The 18057-nt window shown below is 70.6% G+C and carries 22 protein-coding genes, 2 tRNA genes and 1 riboswitch; of the genes, 13 read left to right on the forward strand and 11 right to left on the reverse strand.

The features are described 5' to 3' along the window. Positions 1–141: 141 nt before the first annotated feature. From ACFWGP_RS18035 to ACFWGP_RS18070, 8 genes are all read left to right on the forward strand, one after another. Positions 142–753, forward strand: a complete 612-nt coding sequence (locus ACFWGP_RS18035) for a hypothetical protein (RefSeq protein WP_275506869.1) — start codon at positions 142–144, stop codon at positions 751–753. Between the two features lie 96 nt (positions 754–849). Continuing rightward, on the forward strand, positions 850–2190 hold the full coding sequence (locus tag ACFWGP_RS18040) for a DNA polymerase IV (protein WP_376931507.1): 1341 nt from the start codon (positions 850–852) through the stop codon (positions 2188–2190). Between the two features lie 10 nt (positions 2191–2200). Further along, complete coding sequence (locus tag ACFWGP_RS18045) at positions 2201–2533, forward strand: hypothetical protein (protein ID WP_231430799.1); 333 nt, start codon at positions 2201–2203, stop codon at positions 2531–2533. Between the two features lie 89 nt (positions 2534–2622). Next, a riboswitch (TPP riboswitch) is annotated at positions 2623–2732 on the forward strand. A 38-nt stretch (positions 2733–2770) separates the two neighbouring features. Further along, positions 2771–3409: an ECF transporter S component gene (locus tag ACFWGP_RS18050; RefSeq protein ID WP_231430800.1), complete on the forward strand. Its 639-nt coding sequence runs from the start codon at positions 2771–2773 to the stop codon at positions 3407–3409. 1 nt (position 3410) lies between these two features. After that, positions 3411–4901, forward strand: a complete 1491-nt coding sequence (locus ACFWGP_RS18055; RefSeq protein WP_376931508.1) for an ABC transporter ATP-binding protein — start codon at positions 3411–3413, stop codon at positions 4899–4901. 62 nt (positions 4902–4963) lie between these two features. Then, entirely contained in the window at positions 4964–5692 is a 729-nt protein-coding gene (locus tag ACFWGP_RS18060) for an energy-coupling factor transporter transmembrane component T family protein (RefSeq protein WP_376931509.1), read from the forward strand. Next, the gene (locus ACFWGP_RS18065) at positions 5689–6270 is read left to right on the forward strand and encodes a (d)CMP kinase (RefSeq protein ID WP_275506873.1); all 582 of its coding nucleotides are present in this window, start codon (positions 5689–5691) and stop codon (positions 6268–6270) included. The genes ACFWGP_RS18060 and ACFWGP_RS18065 overlap by 4 nt, the downstream gene beginning before the upstream one ends. Before the next feature lie 4 nt (positions 6271–6274). After that, positions 6275–6532 (forward strand): hypothetical protein, encoded by a 258-nt coding sequence (locus tag ACFWGP_RS18070; protein ID WP_231430804.1) that lies wholly within the window; start codon positions 6275–6277, stop codon positions 6530–6532. A gap of 40 nt (positions 6533–6572) precedes the next feature. Here ACFWGP_RS18070 and ACFWGP_RS18075 read toward each other — a convergent pair whose 3' ends face one another. From ACFWGP_RS18075 to ACFWGP_RS18100, 6 genes are all read right to left on the reverse strand, one after another. After that, positions 6573–7826: a hypothetical protein gene (locus tag ACFWGP_RS18075; protein ID WP_376931510.1), complete on the reverse strand. Its 1254-nt coding sequence runs from the start codon at positions 7824–7826 to the stop codon at positions 6573–6575. Positions 7827–7851: 25 nt separating this feature from the next. Next, on the reverse strand, positions 7852–8199 hold the full coding sequence (locus ACFWGP_RS18080; RefSeq protein ID WP_231430806.1) for a metallopeptidase family protein: 348 nt from the start codon (positions 8197–8199) through the stop codon (positions 7852–7854). A gap of 78 nt (positions 8200–8277) precedes the next feature. Beyond that, a tRNA-His gene (locus ACFWGP_RS18085) sits at positions 8278–8353 on the reverse strand. 44 nt (positions 8354–8397) lie between these two features. After that, the gene (orn, locus tag ACFWGP_RS18090; RefSeq protein WP_231430807.1) at positions 8398–9024 is read right to left on the reverse strand and encodes an oligoribonuclease; all 627 of its coding nucleotides are present in this window, start codon (positions 9022–9024) and stop codon (positions 8398–8400) included. 59 nt (positions 9025–9083) lie between these two features. Further along, positions 9084–9156: transfer RNA gene (locus ACFWGP_RS18095), tRNA-Arg, on the reverse strand. Positions 9157–9186: 30 nt separating this feature from the next. Further along, on the reverse strand, positions 9187–10407 hold the full coding sequence (locus ACFWGP_RS18100; RefSeq protein WP_275506874.1) for a cation:proton antiporter: 1221 nt from the start codon (positions 10405–10407) through the stop codon (positions 9187–9189). Between the two features lie 90 nt (positions 10408–10497). Between ACFWGP_RS18100 and nadE the strand changes: the two genes are divergently transcribed. After that, positions 10498–11313, forward strand: coding sequence for an ammonia-dependent NAD(+) synthetase (gene nadE, locus ACFWGP_RS18105; protein ID WP_376931511.1), 816 nt, complete (start codon positions 10498–10500; stop codon positions 11311–11313). A 13-nt stretch (positions 11314–11326) separates the two neighbouring features. On the opposite strand, the gene ACFWGP_RS18110 is transcribed toward nadE, so the two are convergent. Together ACFWGP_RS18110 and ACFWGP_RS18115 are read right to left on the reverse strand one after the other, a co-directional pair. Beyond that, positions 11327–12001, reverse strand: coding sequence for a hypothetical protein (locus ACFWGP_RS18110; RefSeq protein ID WP_275506876.1), 675 nt, complete (start codon positions 11999–12001; stop codon positions 11327–11329). Between the two features lie 70 nt (positions 12002–12071). Beyond that, positions 12072–12320: a hypothetical protein gene (locus tag ACFWGP_RS18115; protein WP_376931512.1), complete on the reverse strand. Its 249-nt coding sequence runs from the start codon at positions 12318–12320 to the stop codon at positions 12072–12074. Positions 12321–12579: 259 nt separating this feature from the next. Between ACFWGP_RS18115 and ACFWGP_RS18120 the strand changes: the two genes are divergently transcribed. The 4 genes from ACFWGP_RS18120 to ACFWGP_RS18135 all read left to right on the forward strand — a co-directional run bounded on the left by ACFWGP_RS18120 (position 12580) and on the right by ACFWGP_RS18135 (position 15996). Continuing rightward, entirely contained in the window at positions 12580–13206 is a 627-nt protein-coding gene (locus tag ACFWGP_RS18120; protein WP_376931513.1) for a single-stranded DNA-binding protein, read from the forward strand. A gap of 75 nt (positions 13207–13281) precedes the next feature. After that, positions 13282–13779 (forward strand): DUF6993 domain-containing protein, encoded by a 498-nt coding sequence (locus tag ACFWGP_RS18125; protein WP_376931514.1) that lies wholly within the window; start codon positions 13282–13284, stop codon positions 13777–13779. Positions 13780–13832: 53 nt separating this feature from the next. After that, complete coding sequence (gene ettA / locus ACFWGP_RS18130; RefSeq protein ID WP_231430814.1) at positions 13833–15515, forward strand: energy-dependent translational throttle protein EttA; 1683 nt, start codon at positions 13833–13835, stop codon at positions 15513–15515. 1 nt (position 15516) lies between these two features. Continuing rightward, on the forward strand, positions 15517–15996 hold the full coding sequence (locus ACFWGP_RS18135; RefSeq protein WP_231430815.1) for a thioesterase family protein: 480 nt from the start codon (positions 15517–15519) through the stop codon (positions 15994–15996). A 66-nt stretch (positions 15997–16062) separates the two neighbouring features. Here ACFWGP_RS18135 and ACFWGP_RS18140 read toward each other — a convergent pair whose 3' ends face one another. The 3 genes from ACFWGP_RS18140 to ACFWGP_RS18150 all read right to left on the reverse strand — a co-directional run bounded on the left by ACFWGP_RS18140 (position 16063) and on the right by ACFWGP_RS18150 (position 18040). Further along, on the reverse strand, positions 16063–16587 hold the full coding sequence (locus tag ACFWGP_RS18140; RefSeq protein WP_376931515.1) for a hypothetical protein: 525 nt from the start codon (positions 16585–16587) through the stop codon (positions 16063–16065). Position 16588: 1 nt separating this feature from the next. Beyond that, the gene (locus tag ACFWGP_RS18145) at positions 16589–17062 is read right to left on the reverse strand and encodes a ubiquinol-cytochrome c reductase iron-sulfur subunit (protein WP_275506880.1); all 474 of its coding nucleotides are present in this window, start codon (positions 17060–17062) and stop codon (positions 16589–16591) included. A gap of 96 nt (positions 17063–17158) precedes the next feature. Next, positions 17159–18040: an acyl-CoA thioesterase II gene (locus ACFWGP_RS18150; protein ID WP_231430818.1), complete on the reverse strand. Its 882-nt coding sequence runs from the start codon at positions 18038–18040 to the stop codon at positions 17159–17161. Positions 18041–18057: the final 17 nt, after the last annotated feature.

Raw genomic sequence — 18057 nt, forward strand, 5'->3', positions numbered from 1 at the left:
GGCGCGGGTTGGGGGGCAGATTCGCGGGGGCGTTGGGTGTGCGGGGGGGCGGGGGGGGCGCGGCGGCGCCCCCGGCTCTCAGCCGTTTCAAGGCGAGGCCCGCGAGAATTCGATGACACCTTCACGATTGGCGAGGACACCATGGGATTCTTCGATCGACTCTTCGGCGCCCCGGAGCCGCAACGGCCGGTGCCGCCCGCGCCCGGGCGCGGGCTCACGCCCGACGAGCTCGCGATCGAGCGCTACCGCTACCTGCTGCGCACCGCACCGCCGGAGGCGATCGAGCAGGTGCACGCGGAGGCGTTCGCGAAGTTGACGCCCGAGCAGCGCCAGCAGGTCTACCGGGCCCTCGCCGACCAGGCGCCGGCAGGGGAGCGGCTCGTCTCCGACGACCCGAGCGCCCTCGCCCGGGCCGCCACCCGCCAGGAGCTGCGGGCGCCGGGGAGCATGGAGCGCGCGTTCTCGAACGCCGGCGCGCAGGGCGGCCCGCAGGGTGCGGGGCGACCCGGACCGTCGTTCGGCCAGATGTTCGGCGGCTCGCTCCTCGGCTCGATCGCGGGTGTCGTCGTCGGCACGGCGATCGCCGATGCGATCCTGCCCGACCCCGCATCGTTCGACGCCGGGGGCGCCGATGCCGGTGCGGATGCCGGCTCGGTCGAAGCCGGGGGTGACACCGGTGGCGACTTCGGCGGATTCGGCGGCGACTTCGGCGGGGGAGACTTCGGCGGCGGCGGCGGCGACTTCGGGTTCTGAGGCCCGGCGCCGTCTTCGTCGTGCGTCGGGCTCGCCGCCGTCCGGCATGACTCCGGTCGGCCGGGCGACGTCGGCGGACCGGGATAGAGTCGCAACATGAGCAAGCAGGACGGCTCGTCGCGCCAGGTCACGACTGGACCGGTCGACGATTCGGCCACCCCGATCCTGCACGTCGACATGGACGCGTTCTTCGTCTCGGTCGAACTCCTGCGCCGCCCCGAGCTCCGTGGCAAGCCCGTGCTCGTGGGCGGCACCGCCGGCCGCGGCGTGGTCTCGGCAGCGAGCTACGAGGCCCGCCGGTACGGCGTCAACTCGGCGATGCCGATGTCGGTGGCGTTGCAGCGCTGCCCGAACGCGATCGTGCTCCGGGGCGACTACGCGAGCTACTCGCGCTACTCGAAGCAGGTCATGAAGATCTTCGAGGAGGTCACACCGCTCGTCGAACCCCTCTCGATCGACGAGGCCTTCCTCGACGTGTCCGGTGCTCGTCGGCTCCACGGCAGCCCGGCGGAGATCGCGTGGGCGATTCGTGAACGCGTCCGCTCCGAGACCGGCCTCACCTGCTCCATCGGCGTCGCCGCGACGAAGTACGTGGCGAAGGTGGCGTCGAGTCGTGCGAAGCCGGATGGCATGCTCGTCGTGCCCGCCGCCGAGACCCTCGCATTCCTGCATCCGCTCCCGGTGTCGGCGCTCTGGGGTGTCGGGCGCGTCACCGAGGAGTCGCTGACGCGGCTCGGACTCCGCACGGTCGGCGACGTGGCGGAGATGCCGGCCGATGCCCTCCAGCGCGCCGTCGGGCCGGCGCTCGCGTCACGTCTGACGAGGCTCGCCAACGGCATCGACCCGCGCGACGTCGAGACCGCCCGTTCGGAGAAGAGCATCGGACATGAGGTCACCTTCGGCCACGACCTCACCGATCCGACGCAGATCCGCCGCGAGCTGCTGCGACTCTCGGACGACGTCGCGGTCCGGCTGCGCCGTGCGGGCGTCGTGGGGCGCACGGTCGTGCTGAAGCTGCGCTACGGCGACTTCCGCACCGTCACCCGTTCGCGCACGCTCGGTGAGCCGACCGACGTCGCCCGCCGCATCTACGACGAGGCGTCGGCCGCGCTCGGCGAGCTCGTCGGCGACGGCGCCCGGATTCGCCTGATCGGGGTGCGCGCCGAGCAGCTGCGTCCCTCCGGCGGCGGGGCCGCCCTCTGGGACCCCGATGAGGAGTGGCGCGGGGCCGAGCGGGCCGTCGACGAGGTGACGGCCCGGTTCGGACGCGGTGCGGTGCGACCGGCCGCGCTCGTCCGACCCCGCGAAGCCGCGGCGCGCGTCGAGTCCATGCGACGTCGGCCCCTCGACGCAGCGGGCGCATCGCGCGACGCGGCGGACGCCGCCGAGGCGGCCGAAGGCCGGGCGGGGGTGGATCGAACGCAGTTCGGCGGGTAGCGTGGCGGTCATGGCTGATCTCGTGCTCGAACTCGCAGAGACCGTCGCCGGCGTGGGCGTGAAGACCTCGTACGGCGAACCCGTCGATCTCGACGGCACCAAGGTCGTCCCCGTCGCGCTCGGGTACTACGGGTTCGGGGCGGGCAGCGGCAGCGACTCCGGCGGCGACCAGGCCGGCGGCGGCGGTGGCGGTGGGCTCTCCATTCCGCTCGGCGCATACGTCGGCCGTGGCGGCGACGTCCGCTTCGAACCGAACCTCATCGGTCTCCTCCTCGTCGCGACCCCGCTCATCTGGGTGACGGGCAAGGCGCTCCGCGCCGTCATCCGCGCGCTCAAGCACTGACGCGGTCCTGAAGGCGGGGCGCGGTTCGACGGGCGACCGCGCCGCTCGTCCGTCGCGCGGCGTCATGCGGTCGTGGCCTGCGTATACTCGTCGATGAACACGGGAGTCCGGTGAGCCGGGCTGAGAGGAAGGTTCTCAACCTTCGACCGTCGAACCTGATCTGGGTCATGCCAGCGCAGGGAGGGCAATCGATCTCAATTTCCCGTGCCTCTTTCCACCGAACGAAAGGGCACGACAGTGCACGCATCCGCACCAACCCCCACCGCCTCCACGACCGGTGCCGCGCCGGCGCGCAATCTCCGCTGGCGTGTCGTCGACATCGTCGTCGCCTCGGTCGTCGCCGTGGCGACGGGGCTGCTGTTCCTGTTCTGGAACAACATCGGCTACGCCTGGTTCGTGGCTGCCGACGCAGTGACCCCGGGACTCGGCGGCATCGCCGTCGGCATCTGGCTCATCGGCGGTGTGCTCGGCGGCCTCATCATCCGCAAGCCCGGCGCCGCCCTCTTCGTCGAGCTCGTCGCGGCCATGGTCTCCGCGATCGTCGGCAACCAGTGGGGCGTCGAGACCATCTGGTCGGGTCTCGCGCAGGGCATCGGCGCCGAGCTCGTCTTCGCGATCTTCCTCTACCGTCGCTTCGGGCTCCTCCAGGCGATCCTCGCCGGTGCGGCCGCGGGCGCCGGCGCGTGGACGCTCGAGCTGTTCACCTCGGGAAACCTGCAGAAGTCGGCCGAGTTCCTGACGCTCTACTTCTGCACGGTCGTCGTCTCGGGCGCGGTGCTCGCCGGCGTGCTCGGGTGGCTGCTCGTTCGCGCGCTCGCCGCGACGGGCGCGCTCAGCCGGTTCGCGGCGGGACAGGAAGCGACCCGACGGGTCTGACGTGGCGAACACCGCATCTTCGCCGACCCCGGCCGCCGTGGACGTGCGCGGCTGGGGTTGGCGTCACGCCTCCCGGCTCCGCCCCGCGCTCGAGGGGATCGACCTCCGCATCGAGCCGGGCGAGCGGGTGCTCCTGCTCGGGCCGAGCGGCGCCGGCAAGTCGACCCTGCTGCACGCCATGGCCGGTGTGCACGGCGGTGACGACGAGGGCGAGGCCGTCGGCGAGCTCCTGGTCGACGGAGCCGAGCCGGCGCGGGTGCGGGGGCGTTCGGGGCTCGTGCTGCAGGATCCCGACTCGCAGGTGATCCTCGCACGGGTGGGCGACGACGTCGCGTTCGGATGCGAGAACCTCGGTGTCCCTCGCGACGAGATCTGGCGTCGGGTGCGCGAATCGCTCGACGAGGTGGGTCTCGACGTGGCGATCGACCATCCGAGCTCGGCGCTGTCGGGCGGGCAGAAGCAACGGCTCGCCCTCGCGGGCGCCCTCGCGATGCGCCCGGGGCTGCTGCTGCTCGACGAGCCCACCGCGAATCTCGACCCCGACGGGGTCCGAGAGGTCAGGGCGGCGGTCGAGCGGGTACTCGATCGGCATGGCTCGACACTCGTCGTCGTCGAGCACCGCGTCGAGGTGTGGGCCGATCTCGTCGATCGCGTCGTCGTTCTCGGGCTCGACGGGCGTCTCATGGCCGACGGGCCCCCCGACGTCGTGCTCTCGCGTCAACGCGCGGCGCTCCTCGCCGCGGGCGTATGGGTTCCCGGCGGCCACGGCCCCACGGCCCCTCGCCGTCGAGTCGCCGTGGACGAGCCGACCGAGCCGTTGCTCACCGCGAACGGACTCGCGGTCGGCCGTCGTCCGCGCGACATCGTCCAGCGCGGACTCGACGTCGAGCTTCCGCGTGGCACCAGCACGGTGCTGACCGGCCCGAACGGTGCCGGCAAGTCGACCCTCGCCCTGACCCTGGGCGGCCTCCTGCGCCCGCTCGACGGTCGGGTCGAGGCATCCGCGTCGTTGTCGGCAGGGCTTCGAGGCGACCCGATCGGCTGGCGCTCCCGCGACCTGCTGACGCGCATCGGAACCGTGTTCCAGGAGCCCGAGCACCAGTTCGTCACGTCCAGCGTGCGCGCCGAGCTCGAGGTGGCGCCGCGGGCGCTCCGGCTCGGCGACCGCGAGACGGCCGCTCGCGTCGAAGACCTGTTGGCGCGCCTGCGGCTCGACCGCATCGCCTTGGCGAATCCGTTCACCCTGTCGGGCGGCGAGAAGCGCCGGTTGTCCGTCGCTGCCGTCCTTGCGGCCCGGCCCTCGGTGCTCGTCCTCGACGAACCGACGTTCGGCCAGGACCGGATCACTTGGCTCGAGCTGACCGCGCTGCTGCGCGAACTCGTCGACGAGGGCCTCACGCTGTTGTCGGTCACCCACGACGCCTCGTACATCGCAGCCCTGGGCGACCGCGGCATCCGCCTGGAGCCGACGAACACCCGGGCGTTCGCATGAGTGCCGTCGCCTCCGGAGCCGTCGACGCTCCCCGACTCCGGTTCATCGATCGAGTCAACCCCGTGACGAAGCTCGCCGCGGCGATGCTGCTCACCGCCCCGCTGCTGCTCACCGTCGACTGGGTGAGCGCCGCGACCGCACTCGTCATCGAGCTCGTGCTCTTCATGGCCGCGGGCGTGCGCCCCCGGATGCTCGTCCGACGGGCCTGGCCGATCCTCATCGCCGCGCCGATCGCCGGCATCAGCATGCTCCTGTACGGCCGTCCGTCGGGGGAGGAGTACTGGAGCTTCTGGCTCGCGCGCATCACCGACGGCTCGATCGAGCTCGCGATCGCGGTGACCGTTCGAGTGCTCGCGGTCGGCCTGCCGGCGGTGCTGCTCTTCATGCGGGTCGATCCGACCGAGCTCGCCGATGGTCTCGCGCAGGTGTGGCGGCTCCCGAGTCGCTTCGTGCTCGGCGCACTCGCGGGCGCCCGGCTCGTCGGGCTCTTCATCGAGGACTGGCACGCGATGGCGCTCAGCCGTCGCGCGAGAGGGATCGGCGACACGGGCGTGCTGCGGCGGTTCGCGACCATGGCGTTCGCCCTGCTCGTGCTCGCGATCCGCCGGGGGTCGAAGCTCGCGACCGCGATGGAGGCTCGAGGGTTCGGGAGCGATCGCCCGCGCACCTGGGCCAGGGCGTCGACGATCGGCTGGAGCGACTGGGTACTGATCGCGATCGCGTTCGCCATCGCGGTGGCGGCCATCGGCGCCGCGATCGCGGTGGGCACCTTCCATCCGGTGTGGTCGTGAGCGAGGCGGCGGCCGTCGCCAGGGTACTGGTCGCGGCACGGCGGCGTCAGGCGAGCGCGGCGTGGCCGCTCATCGCGATCGACGGCCCGAGCGGTGCCGGCAAGTCGACGCTCGCCGATGCGCTCGCGCTGTCGTGGCGTGCGGGGGCGTCCCCCCGACTCGTCCGGCTCGATGCGATCTATCCCGGCTGGCGGGGGCTCGCGACCGCCTCCGGATCGCTCGAACGAACTCTGCTCGCCCCGCTCGCGCGCGGCGTGCCGGGCGGATGGCGCGGGTGGGACTGGGCGCGGAATCGGCCGGCGGCCTCCGTCACCGTCCTCCCGGGTCGGCCGCTCATCGTCGAGGGCTGCGGTGCCTTCGAGGCGACAGCGGGTCGCACCGGGGTGGTCAGGGTGTGGGTGCGAGCGGCGCAGGCGACGCGGAAGCGCCGTGCGCTCGAGCGCGATGCGGGGGGTTTCGACCCGTTCTGGGACCTCTGGGAGACCGAGTGGCGCCGATACGTGCACCGTACCGACCCACTGGGTTCGGCCGACCTGGTCGTCGAACTGCCCGAGTGCGGAGCCCGGGGGCTACGGTAGTGCTATGAGTGCAGATTCGGTCGGCGCCCAGTACGTCGCAGAGTTCATCGACGGACCGCTCGAGGGCGAGTTCGACCATCGCGCCCTCGTCGGGGGCAAGCCCGAGAAGCGCGTCGGCATGGTCGCCGCGGTCGACGGGCTGGAGTCGCTGTTCTGGTACAACGCCGTCGACGAGCGCGAGATGGGCGGCCAGCTGCGCGTTCGCTTCAGCTTCGACGCCGACGACTCCGATCCGGTGGAGTCCGACGACGAGAACGACTGAACCGGCCGGCGTCGCCGTCGACGGCGGATGACGCGCTCGCTCAGCCCGATCGGCCGTTGACGAACGCGTCGATCAGCACGAACGGGTTCGCGAGCCGCCAGAGCGGCCCCGGGTCGTCGATGTCGGCGGAGAGCTCGAGTTCACTGCCGATGTCGCCGTTCGCGGTCGGCACGGTCACGGTACCGACCGCGCGCCCGGCACGCGCCGTCGTGAACGGTTCGACGGCGACGGATGCCTCGCCCGGGTCGCTGCCCCAGGCGGCGTCGGTCCGCTCGGTGCGGGCGATGAGGTCGGCTTCATCGCCCCATGCGGTCTCGACCGTGCCGTAGCGGGCGCCCTCGGCGATGACGGTGACGGGCGCCGCGGATGCCGCGACCGACGTGAACGCCTCGACCACGGCAGGGTCGAGCGTCTCGTAGTCCGGCATGGTCGTCATCGCTCCCACGATGCGCTGCGGCTCGTCGTCGGCCCCGGGAACGGTGGCCGTGAAGATGAAGCAAACGCCTGCTTCGTCGGTGTAACTGCGCGAGAGTGCCCGAACGCCCTCGTCGCCGAGGTGGTCGATGACGTCGGGGACGTTGCGCGAGGTCGGGTCGCTGCGCTCGGGATCGGCGACGAGGGCCGCGAGCTGCGGGTTCGCGAGCGTCATTGCGGCGAGCCGCGCGAGCTCTTCAGCCGTACCGACGTTGTCGGCCGAGAGGCCCGTCGCATCGGCCACTCGCGTCGACTCGAAGCCCTGTGCCTCGAGCCACGCGTTCGCTTCGTCGACGTATCCGTCGACACTGCCGAACGCCCATCGGGCGAGCGTGTCGGCGTGGTTGTTGCTCGAGGCGAAGAGCACCGCTCGAACGACATCGCGTTCCGACCAGCTGTCTCCGGGCGAGACCTGCAGCGTGCGGTTGCCGGCCTTCGAGTGATCGAGGTAGTCGGTGTAGTCGGCGGGGCCGATCTTGATCGCGGGGCCGGGTCCGTCGTCGGGCAACGGCAGCGAGTCGAGGGTCGCCAGCACGGTCACGAGCTTCGCGGCGCCGCCGATGGGGACCACACCGGTCTCGCCGGCGGTCGCGAGCATCGAGGCGCTGCCGTTCTCGTCGACGAGCGCGACGGCACTCGCTCCGCTCTCGGGCAGCACGATCGGCTCGGGCTTGCCGGCGGCGCCCTCGCCCGCCGTGCTGACGTGGACCTCCGCCTCCGGCAGGGGACCGAGCAGCATGGCGGGGCCGTAGACGCCGACCGCGAGGATCGCGACGGCGCCGATGGCGATGCCGACGATGCGGCCGGGCGACAGACTCATGACGTTCAGGGTATCTCGGCCGAGCTCACGCCCAGCCCAGTTCGTGCAAGCGGTCGTCGTCGATGCCGTAGAAGTGGGCGATCTCGTGCACGAGGGTGACGTGGATCTCCTCACGGAGCTCGTCTTCGTCGTCGCAGATCGCAAGCAGCGGTTCGCGGTAGAGGATGATCCGGTCGGGCATCTCGCCGAATCCGTAGCGGTCGCGCTCGGTCAGCGCCCAGCCGTCGTAGAGGCCGAGCAGGTCGAGCGAGCCGTCCTCCGGGCGGTCTTCGACGACGAAGACGACGTTCTCGAGCCCGTCGATCATGTCGTCGGGCAGTTGGTCGAGCTCATCGACGACGAGGGCTTCGAACGCTTCGGCATCGAGTTCCACGGCCTCTCCCATCCGTCCGTCCAGAGGGCTGATACACGAAGCGCGGGCCGTTTCCGGACCCGCGCTTCGCACACCGCTTGGGGTGAGTAACGGGGCTTGAACCCGCGACCTCCTGGACCACAACCAGGCGCTCTACCAACTGAGCTATACCCACCATGTGTCGACCGCCGGGGCGATCAGGACAACGGATAGAGCCTACTACACGTTGGAGCCCTGCTCGAACTCGGCCACCACTTCGGCGGCGAGCGCCTGCAGTTCGTGACTGGCCGGGCCCGGGTCGGCGACGAAGACGGCGCGGCGGTAGTAGTGCAGCTCGCGGATCGACTCGAGGATGTCGGCCAGAGCGCGGTGACCGCCGTTCTTCGCGGGGGAGTTGAAGTACGCACGCGGGAACCAGCGCTTGGCCAGCTCCTTGATCGACGAGACGTCGACGTTGCGGTAGTGCAGGTGCGCATCGAGTCGGGGCATGTACTTCGTGAGGAATGCGCGATCGGTGCCGATCGAGTTGCCGGCGAGCGGCGCCTTCTGCTCGTCGGGCACGTGCTTCAGCACGTACTCGAGCACCTGGTACTCGGCCTCTGCGACGGAGACGCCGTTGGGGATCTCCTCGATGAGCCCCGAGGTGGTGTGCATCTGCCGCACGAACTCGCCCATCGACTCGAGTGCGCTCGCGTCGGGCTTGATGACGATGCTGAGCCCACCGTCGACGGGGCGGAGGTCGTAGTCGGTGATGACGACGGCGATCTCGACCAGCTCATCGACTTCGAGGTCGAGTCCGGTCATCTCGCAGTCGATCCAGACCAGTCTGTCGCTCGAAGAAGCCATGCGGCGAGTCTAACCGGAGGCGCCGACAGCGTCGTTCGACGCGGCATCCGCGTCGTCGGTGCCCCCGGCAGGAATTGAACCTGCGACCAAGAGATTAGAAGGCTCCTGCTCTATCCGCTGAGCTACGGGGGCGGTCGTGGCAAGCATACCCGCCGAGGGCGATCAGCCCTCGGTCGGCACGTGCACGTCGTCGGTCACGGCGCGATCGCGCGACGCGCCGCCGCGCCGCCGGACCAGGAGGGCGATGAGCGGGAACAGCAGCACCGAGAGCATGCCGGCGCCGACGAGCGCGGCGGCCGTGCCGCTCGAGAGGTCGCCGGCATCGACGCCGATCGCCGTGACCGCGACGATGATCGGAAGCCCCGTGGCACCGAACAACGCGGTCGCGGCCAGGTCGCGCCGGCTCGATCCGGCCGGTGCCGCGAGCATCGAGGGAATGCCGCGTACGACGAGCATCAGGAGGAGGAAGATCGGCAGCATGGCCGTCGTCCTGCCGTCGGCGAAGAGGGCCTCGAGGTCGAAGGTGATGCCGGTGTTGATGAAGAACACGGGCACCAGGAAGCCGTAGCCGACCGCCTCGAGTTTCGACTCGATCGCTTCGGCGTCGCGTTCCGGAGCCCCGTTCAGCAGCAGCCGGTAGAGCACGCCCGCCGTGAATGCGCCGAGCAGCATGTCGAGATCGAGCACGATGCTGAGCGCGACGAGCGCGAGCAGGATGAAGATGACGAGTCGCACCGCGAACTGCCCGCTCGTGTGGAGCGTCGACGTGATCATGGCATGCATGCGCTTGCCGTACCCCTTCGCCGCGAGCCAGATCGCGATGCCGGCGACGACGGCGAACACGACCAGCACGACCGCGGCGATGAGCGGCGAGCGCCCGCTGAGGAACAGCGAGATCGCGAGGAGCGGTCCGAACTCGCCGACCGCGCCGATCGCGAGGACCGAGAGGCCGAACGGCGTGGTCAGGTCGCCCGAGTCGCGGAGAACGGGCATGAGCGTTCCCAGCGCCGTGGAGGTGAGCGCGATGCCGATGAACCCGGCGGCGGGAAGGTCGGGGGCGAACAGCACCGCGATGCTGATGCCCGCCGCGAGCGAGATGATCCACCCGATCGCCGCGCGACTGAGCGGGCGCCCGCGAACCGCCCTGAAGTCGATCTCGTTGCCGGCGAGGAAGAACAGCGTCGCGAGGCCGAACTCCGCGAGCATGCCCATGAATTCCTCGGGCACGACCCAGCCGAGCACCGACGGGCCGACGATCAGCCCGAGCACGATCTCGAACACGACGAGCGGAATCGCGACCCATCGCCCGAGTCCGCGGACGATGAGCGGTGCGGCGACCGCGATCGCCGGCACGAGCACCATCGTGCTGATCGAGTACTCCACGTGACCTCCTGAGCGGGCGAGTCTCCTGCCGCGATGCTAGTGGAGCGCGCGCGTTTCCTCGCCGAAACATGACGGCGGTATCGTCGGGGCATGCGAGATCTCCAGGCGCGAATCATCGCCGAGCTCAACGTCAGCCCGCGGATCGACCCCGCCGCAGAGGTGCGTCGTCGCGTCGACTTCCTGAAGGAGTACCTGACCGCGTCGCACGCGCGTGGATACGTGCTCGGCATCAGCGGCGGGCAGGACTCGACGCTCGCCGGCCGGCTCTGCAGGATGGCGGTGGCCGAACTCGTCGACGAGGGCGTCGACGCGCGGTTCATCGCGGTGCGCCTGCCGTACGGCGTCCAGCGCGACGAGGACGACGCGCAACTCGCGCTGAGGTTCATCGCCCCGCAGGAGACCGTCGTCTTCGACATCAAGGACGGCGTCGACGGGATCGCGTCCGAGTTCGCGACCGCTCGTGCGCTCAGCGATTTCGGCAAGGGCAACGTGAAGGCTCGCATGCGCATGGTCGCGCAGTACGCGCTCGCGGGTGAGGGCGGTCTGCTGGTCGTCGGCACCGATCACGCCGCGGAGGCGGTCACGGGCTTCTTCACGAAGTTCGGCGACGGCGGAGTCGACCTGGTGCCGCTCACGGGCCTGACCAAGCGGCAGGGCCGTTCGTTGCTCGAGGAACTCGGGGCGCCCGAGCGGCTGTATCTCAAGGTGCCGACCGCCGACCTCCTGGACGGTGATCCCGGACAGGCCGACGAGGCGAACCTGGGGCTCCGCTACGAGGATCTCGACGCGTACCTCGAGGGCGAGGCGATCGACGACGAGATCGCCGATCGGATCGAGGCGCGGTACTTGCAGACGCGCCACAAGCGCACCGTCCCGGCGTCGATGTTCGACGAGTGGTGGCGCTGACCGGCGCGTCGGCTCAGCGCTGCGGTTCGGTCTCGGGCAGCGCGGCGGTCGCCGGTGCTGCGGACTCGGACGCGAAGGTCTGGGTGGGCGCGGTCGAGGCGTCGGCCGTCCCGGCGACGTCGCGATACCGATCGTGGTGCTGCTCGGCGACCCAGGTGTCCTGCGCGTCGATCATGCCCTGATCGGGCTCCTGGCGCTGCGTTCGCCAGCGATCCAGGTCGTTCTGGAACTGCCGACGAGTGCGGCCCGGGTGACGCTGCCACTCGAGGAGTCGGTCGCGGAACTCCACGACGGCGGGGTCGAGCTGATAGCCGAACGTCGCCGAGGCGCGCTTGAGCTCGTGCAGCTGGTGCGCCGCCCAGTTCGCCGCGACGTCCGAGCCGCGGATCGGCAGGAGTCGGACCACGATGTCGGCCTGGCCGACGGTACGGTCGGCCAGCACCTGCTCGTGCGGGGTGAGCGAGTTCCAGACGGAGGCCTCGGTGGCCGCGTCGACGAGGGCGGCGATCGCCGCGACCCTCGCTTCTCTGTCGCGCTGCGCGACGACGCGTCGGACGGCGGCGGTCGAGATCCACGCCGCGAGGAGGCCGGACGCGAGCACCGCGACGAACAGCACGCCGGCGGCGAAGACCGCCGACTGCGACGAGCTCGAGGTCAGCCAGGAGATGAAGTCGTTCCACCACTGCATGGCCGTAGGCTACTGCGGCCGGCGCGCGGTGCGGCCGCGTGACGACGGCGTGGCCGGGATCGGGACGTGCTCACCGGAAGAGCTCGATGGCCGCCTCGGCCGACCAGAATTCTCCCAGTTGAACTGGCGGGCGACCTCCGGGAACGTAGCGGCGAGCGGCGAACCGAACGCCGTCGCCGTCGCCGCGGCGTTCGACGTGGCCGAGTACGGCACCACCCGGGCGCGCGACCCTCCACAGATCGGGTGCGGCGGGCACGATGACGAGGCCGGGAACGGCGACGGGGAACGACTCGCGCAGGCGGGCGGCGATGATCGTCATGAGGCTCCTTCTCGATCGCGCAGCCGGCCCTGCAGGTGGTCGATGCGACGGTATCCCGAGCCTCCGACATCGCGCGGTCGCGACTCCTCCTCGACAAGTGCCGATCAGCGTGGAGAACCCACATTCGGCGAGAACCCCGGCGGATGACTCGATGTCGGCGCGATCGTGGGTCCACGTGGTTCCGGGGCGGTGTCCGGCACGAGGCCGCTCCGGGACCACGAGCCGTCGACTCGCGACGGCGTCCGAACGAGGAGTGCAAATGACCGACAGCATCACGGTGACCGGCATCGTCGGCACCGATCCCATCCAGAAGGTGACGGGCGACGGCCTCGTCATCACGACGTTCCGTCTCGCGTCGACGCGGCGATACTTCGACCGTGCGAAGGGCACATGGGAGAACGCCGAGACCAACTGGTTCTCCGTCTCGGCCTTCCGGCAGCTCGCCCGCAACGCGAGCCTGTCGGTGCGCAAGGGCCAGCACGTCATCGTGCAGGGACGACTGCGGGTGCGGGCATGGGAGACCGGCACGAAGTCCGGGAAGTCGGTCGAGATCGACGCCGACTCGATCGGGCACGACATGGCCTGGTGCGTCTCGACCTACGCCCGGATGCAGTCGGAGGCGAAGCCCGCCGAGCACGACCCGATCGGCGAGGCCGCCTCGTCCGACGGGCTCGGCGAGCAGGGGGAGCGGGCCGATCTCTCGGGGCTCGGCGGCGGCACGGACTGGTCGGGACTCGCGAGCGGGGGCTCGACGGGCCTCGACGACGGCGCACCGTTCGCCGACGGTGACGCCGTGGTCGGCGACGACCTCGACGACGACCTCGACGATGAACTGGAGGCCGACGATGCCGGGCGGGCTGTGTACACCGCGGCGGTGAGCGACTGACCGGCCTTCGACCGTCCGGGCCCGAGCGACCCAATAGACTCGGCTCGGGCGGTCGACACCGCGGTGAGGGGAAGCATGGCACGGCGGTTCGGAACGACGGTGATGCTCGCGCTCGCCGCGACGACGACGACGTTGTCGCTCGCGGGTTGCACGCTGTTCGGCGGCCCGCCCACTCCGCAGTCGTCCCAGTCCGCCGACCCGTCGGCATCCGCGCCGGGTACCACCGATCCCGCCGCTCCGCCCACCCTCCGGCCCGAGCTCTCGGCCGGCGAGAACCTCGACTTCTTCAACTCGGTGAACACCGCCGTCGTCGCCGCGAACGCCGCAGCCGGCGGTCGCGACTTCATCGACGCGCTCGTCGCCGCAGGCTTCGACAAGGCGGCGATGCAGGTGACCTCCGACGAGACGACTCAGGGTGATCAGGCTGACTCGATCCAGTTCGCCGTGCTCTTCCAGGACGAGTGCCTCGTCGGGCAGTACGGCCCGAAGTCCGGCGGATATCACGGTGCGGTGCGTCCGGCGCTCGGCACCGGCGGCTGCCTCATCGGGCAGACGCGCCCCATAGACTGGTAGAAGACATGCGGCGGCCCGTGCTCGGCGGCCGCCGAACGCTGTGAGGGAAAGTCTTGGCTGAATACATTTACTCGATGGTGCGCGCCCGCAAGGCGGTCGGCGACAAGGTCATCCTCGACGACGTGACGATGGCGTTCCTCCCCGGGGCGAAGATCGGCGTGGTCGGCCCGAACGGCGCCGGAAAGTCGACGATCCTCAAGATCATGGCCGGTCTCGACCAGCCGTCGAACGGCGAGGCGAAGCTGAGCCCCGGGTACTCGGTCGGCATCCTCATGCAGGAGCCCGAGCTCGACGAGTCGAAGACCGTGCTCGAGAACGTGCAGCAGGGCGTGGGTCCGATCAAGGCGAAGCTCGACCGCTTCAACGAGATCTCGCTGCTCATGGCCGAGCCCGACGCCGACTTCGATGCGCTGCTCGCCGAGATGGGCTCCCTCCAGGAAGAGATCGACGCGGCCGACGCCTGGGACCTCGACTCGCAGCTCGAGCAGGCCATGGACGCCCTGCGCTGCCCGCCGGGCGACGAACTGGTCTCGGTGCTCTCGGGCGGCGAGAAGCGCCGTGTCGCGCTCTGCAAGCTGCTGCTTCAGAAGCCCGACCTGCTGCTCCTCGACGAGCCCACCAACCACCTCGACGCCGAGAGCGTGCTCTGGCTCGAGCAGCACCTCGCCAAGTACCCCGGTGCCGTGCTCGCCGTCACCCACGACCGGTACTTCCTCGACCACGTCGCGGAATGGATCTGCGAGGTCGATCGCGGCCGGCTCTACCCGTACGAGGGCAACTACTCCACCTACCTCGAGAAGAAGCAGGAGCGCCTCACCGTCCAGGGCAAGAAGGACGCCAAGCTCGCGAAGCGCCTGAAGGAAGAGCTCGAGTGGGTCCGCTCGAACGCGAAGGGCCGGCAGGCGAAGTCGAAGGCGCGACTCGCGCGCTACGAGGAGATGGCCTCGGAGGCGGAGCGCACGCGCAAGCTCGACTTCGAGGAGATCCAGATCCCAGCGGGTCCGCGCCTCGGCGACGTGGTGCTCGAGGTCAAGAACCTCAAGAAGGGCTTCGGCGATCGCGTCCTGATCGACGGTCTCAGCTTCTCGCTGCCGCGCAACGGCATCGTCGGCATCATCGGCCCGAACGGCGTCGGCAAGACCACGCTCTTCAAGACGATCGTCGGCCTCGAGCCGGCCGACGACGGATCGGTGAAGATCGGCGAGACCGTGCAGATCTCGTACGTCGACCAGACCCGCGGCGGCATCGACCCGAACAAGTCGCTGTGGGAGGTCGTCTCCGACGGGCTCGACTACATCCAGGTCGGCAAGACCGAGGTGCCCAGTCGCGCGTACGTGTCGACGTTCGGCTTCAAGGGGCCCGACCAGCAGAAACGGGCCGGCATCCTCTCAGGAGGCGAGCGCAACCGCCTGAACCTGGCGCTCACCCTGAAGCAGGGCGGCAACCTGCTGCTGCTCGACGAGCCGACGAACGACCTCGACGTCGAGACGCTCTCGAGCCTCGAGAACGCGCTCCTCGAGTTCCCCGGTTGCGCAGTCGTGATCACCCACGACCGGTGGTTCCTCGACCGCATCGCCACGCACATCCTGGCCTACGAGGGCACCGACGAGAACCCGTCGAACTGGTACTGGTTCGAGGGCAATTTCGAGGCCTACGAGGCCAACAAGGTCGAACGGCTCGGCGCCGACGCGGCGAAGCCGCACCGGTCCACCTACCGCAAGCTCACGAGAGACTGACATGCGCCTGCACGTGCCGACACCGCTCCGCTGGAGCGACCTCGACGCCTACGGGCACGTGAACAACGCCCGAATGCTGAGCCTCCTCGAGGAGGCTCGCATCCAGGCGTTCTGGGTGAACGAAGACGGCACCGCCGAACATGCGGTCGGCGCGTCGACGGCCGTGCTCGACGCCACGCCCGGAGCGGCCACGATCACGCTGATCGCCCGGCAGGAGGTCGAGTACCTTGCGCCGATCCCGTACCAGCGCCTGCCCCTCGACATCGAGCTCTGGATCGGGCACATGGGCGGGGCGAGTCTCGACGTCTGCTACGAGGTGTACTCGCCGGCGGGCGCCGAACCGCGGGCGCTCTACACGCGTGCCGTGACGACGATCGTGCTCGTCGACGCGGCGACCGAGCGACCGCGGCGCATGAGCGAGTCGGAGCGTGCGGCGTGGGAGCCCTATCTCGAGCCGACGATCGAGTTCCGGCGGCGCTGAGCCGCCCAACGGGGCCGCCCGCGTCGCTGATGCCGTGCGCGAAAGCCTCGCCGAGCGGGCGTGCCGTCAGCGCTCGACCGGCTCGTCGCCGAACGAGCCCTCCCACACGGCGCGACTGCCGGCCTCGCCGATCTGAACGAGCTTCCAGGTCGAGCCGATCGCGACGGTCAGCGCGGCGAGCGTCAGCATCGCACCGGCGGCGATCGTGACACCGTGCGACGGCGACGCGACGCCGGTGCCTCCCGTCGAGCGTGAAGCCGACCTGCGCTCGACGATCGCCCACGCGGCGATCGCGACGGCCACGACGAGCATCGAGATGAGCCAGGGCGTCAGATCCTCGCCCATCGCGGTGTGCTGCTGGATGAGCGGCGCCGGCGGAACCCGTACTTCGAGCCACTTTCCGGCCTCGACGGTGAGCAGGCCGAGCACGAGCACTCCGACGGCGCCGACGAGCGCCGGCAGCCAGAGCACTCGGCGGGCGCCGGGCCACGCGGCGATCACGACGAGCAGGAGCCCCACGAGTGGCGTCAGCACGATCACCGCGTGCACGAGCAGCACGTGCGCCGGCAGGCCGGCGAATTCGTAGTCCATCTCAGGAGGCCGTGACGACCTGGTCGCCGGCGACGGTGACCGCGATGGGGCTCAGCGGTTCGGGTGCCGGTCCGGCGAGCACCTCGCCGGTCGCGGCATCGTAGATCGAACCGTGGCAGGGGCAGTGGAACTCCGCGCCCGCCGCCGCGACGACGCACTGCTGGTGCGTGCAGATGGCACTGTATGCGACGAACTCGCCCTCGCTGGGCTGCGCCACCAGGACGGGATCGCTGCCGAGCTTCGCGTCGATGCTGCCGCCGACCGGCACGTCGGCGGTCGCCGCGACCGCTTCGCCGGCCGCCGGCGGCTCAGCCGACGCCGTGTCGTCGGGGGCGATGGGAGACGAGTTCGCGTCGTCGTTCGAGCCATCGCCGGAGACATCCGCGCAGCCCGCGAGGGCGAGGGCGCCGGCCGCAACGCCGGCTGTGCCGAACGTGAGCGCCGCGCGTCGCGTGAGATCGTGGGAAGCCGTCATCGCCGAACTCCTTCGTCCGCGTCGGGCGCCCGACCGCGCCCCTGCCCCCATTCTGGGCTATCCGAGCCTCGGGCGACGGGATTGCGACGGCTCCGGTCAGGAGAAGTGTTCGGAGTGCGGTACCCGCACCATGCCCTCCTGGGCGACGCTCGCCACGAGCAGCCCGTCGCGCGTGTAGATGCGACCGAGCGAGAGGCCGCGACCGCCGCTCGCCGACGGCGACTCCTGCACGTAGAGCAGCCACTCGTCGACGCGGGCGTCCCGGTGCCACCACATCGCATGATCGAGGCTCGCGACCTTGAGCCCGGGGGTGGCCCACGCGACGCCGTGCGCGCGCAGCACCGGTTCGAGGATCGAGTAGTCGCTCGCGTACGCGAGCGCGGCCCGATGCTGCTTCGGATCGTCGGGCAGGCGGCCGAACGCCTTCATCCACACGGCCTGCCTGGGCGTGCGCTCGCCCTCGACGCTGAGGTAGACGGGCGACGGCACGTGCCGCACGTCGAAGGCGCGCTCGCTCGACCAGTAGCGCGCGACGTCGTGGTCGACCGCCCCGAGCACGTCGGCCGTCGACGGCAACGACTCGGGGTCCGGCAGGTCGTCGGGCATGTCGAGCTGGTGCTCGACTCCGCCGTCCTCCGTCTGGAACGAAGCGATGAGCGAGAGGATCGGCTCGCCGTGCTGGAACGCCTGGGTGCGTCGGGTCGAGAACGAACGGCCGTCGTGGATCCGGTCGACCGAGAACGTGATCGGATGGGCGACGTCGCCCGGCCGTAGGAAGTAGCCGTGCATCGAGTGGATGTTCCGGTCCTCCGGCACGGTACGGAGCGCCGCGACGATCGACTGCGCGAGCACCTGGCCGCCGAACACGCGACCGAGCGGCATCCACTGCGACGGGCCCGTGAAGATGTCCTCCGTCGTGCGCGCGCCCGTGTCGGTCAGGTTGAGCGTGCTCAGCAGGCCGTCGATCGGTCCGTTCATCGTTCCTCCGTGTCGGT

Origin of the sequence: Agromyces sp. NPDC127015 (assembly GCF_042725165.1) — a bacterium.
Classification (GTDB): domain Bacteria; phylum Actinomycetota; class Actinomycetes; order Actinomycetales; family Microbacteriaceae; genus Agromyces; species Agromyces chromiiresistens.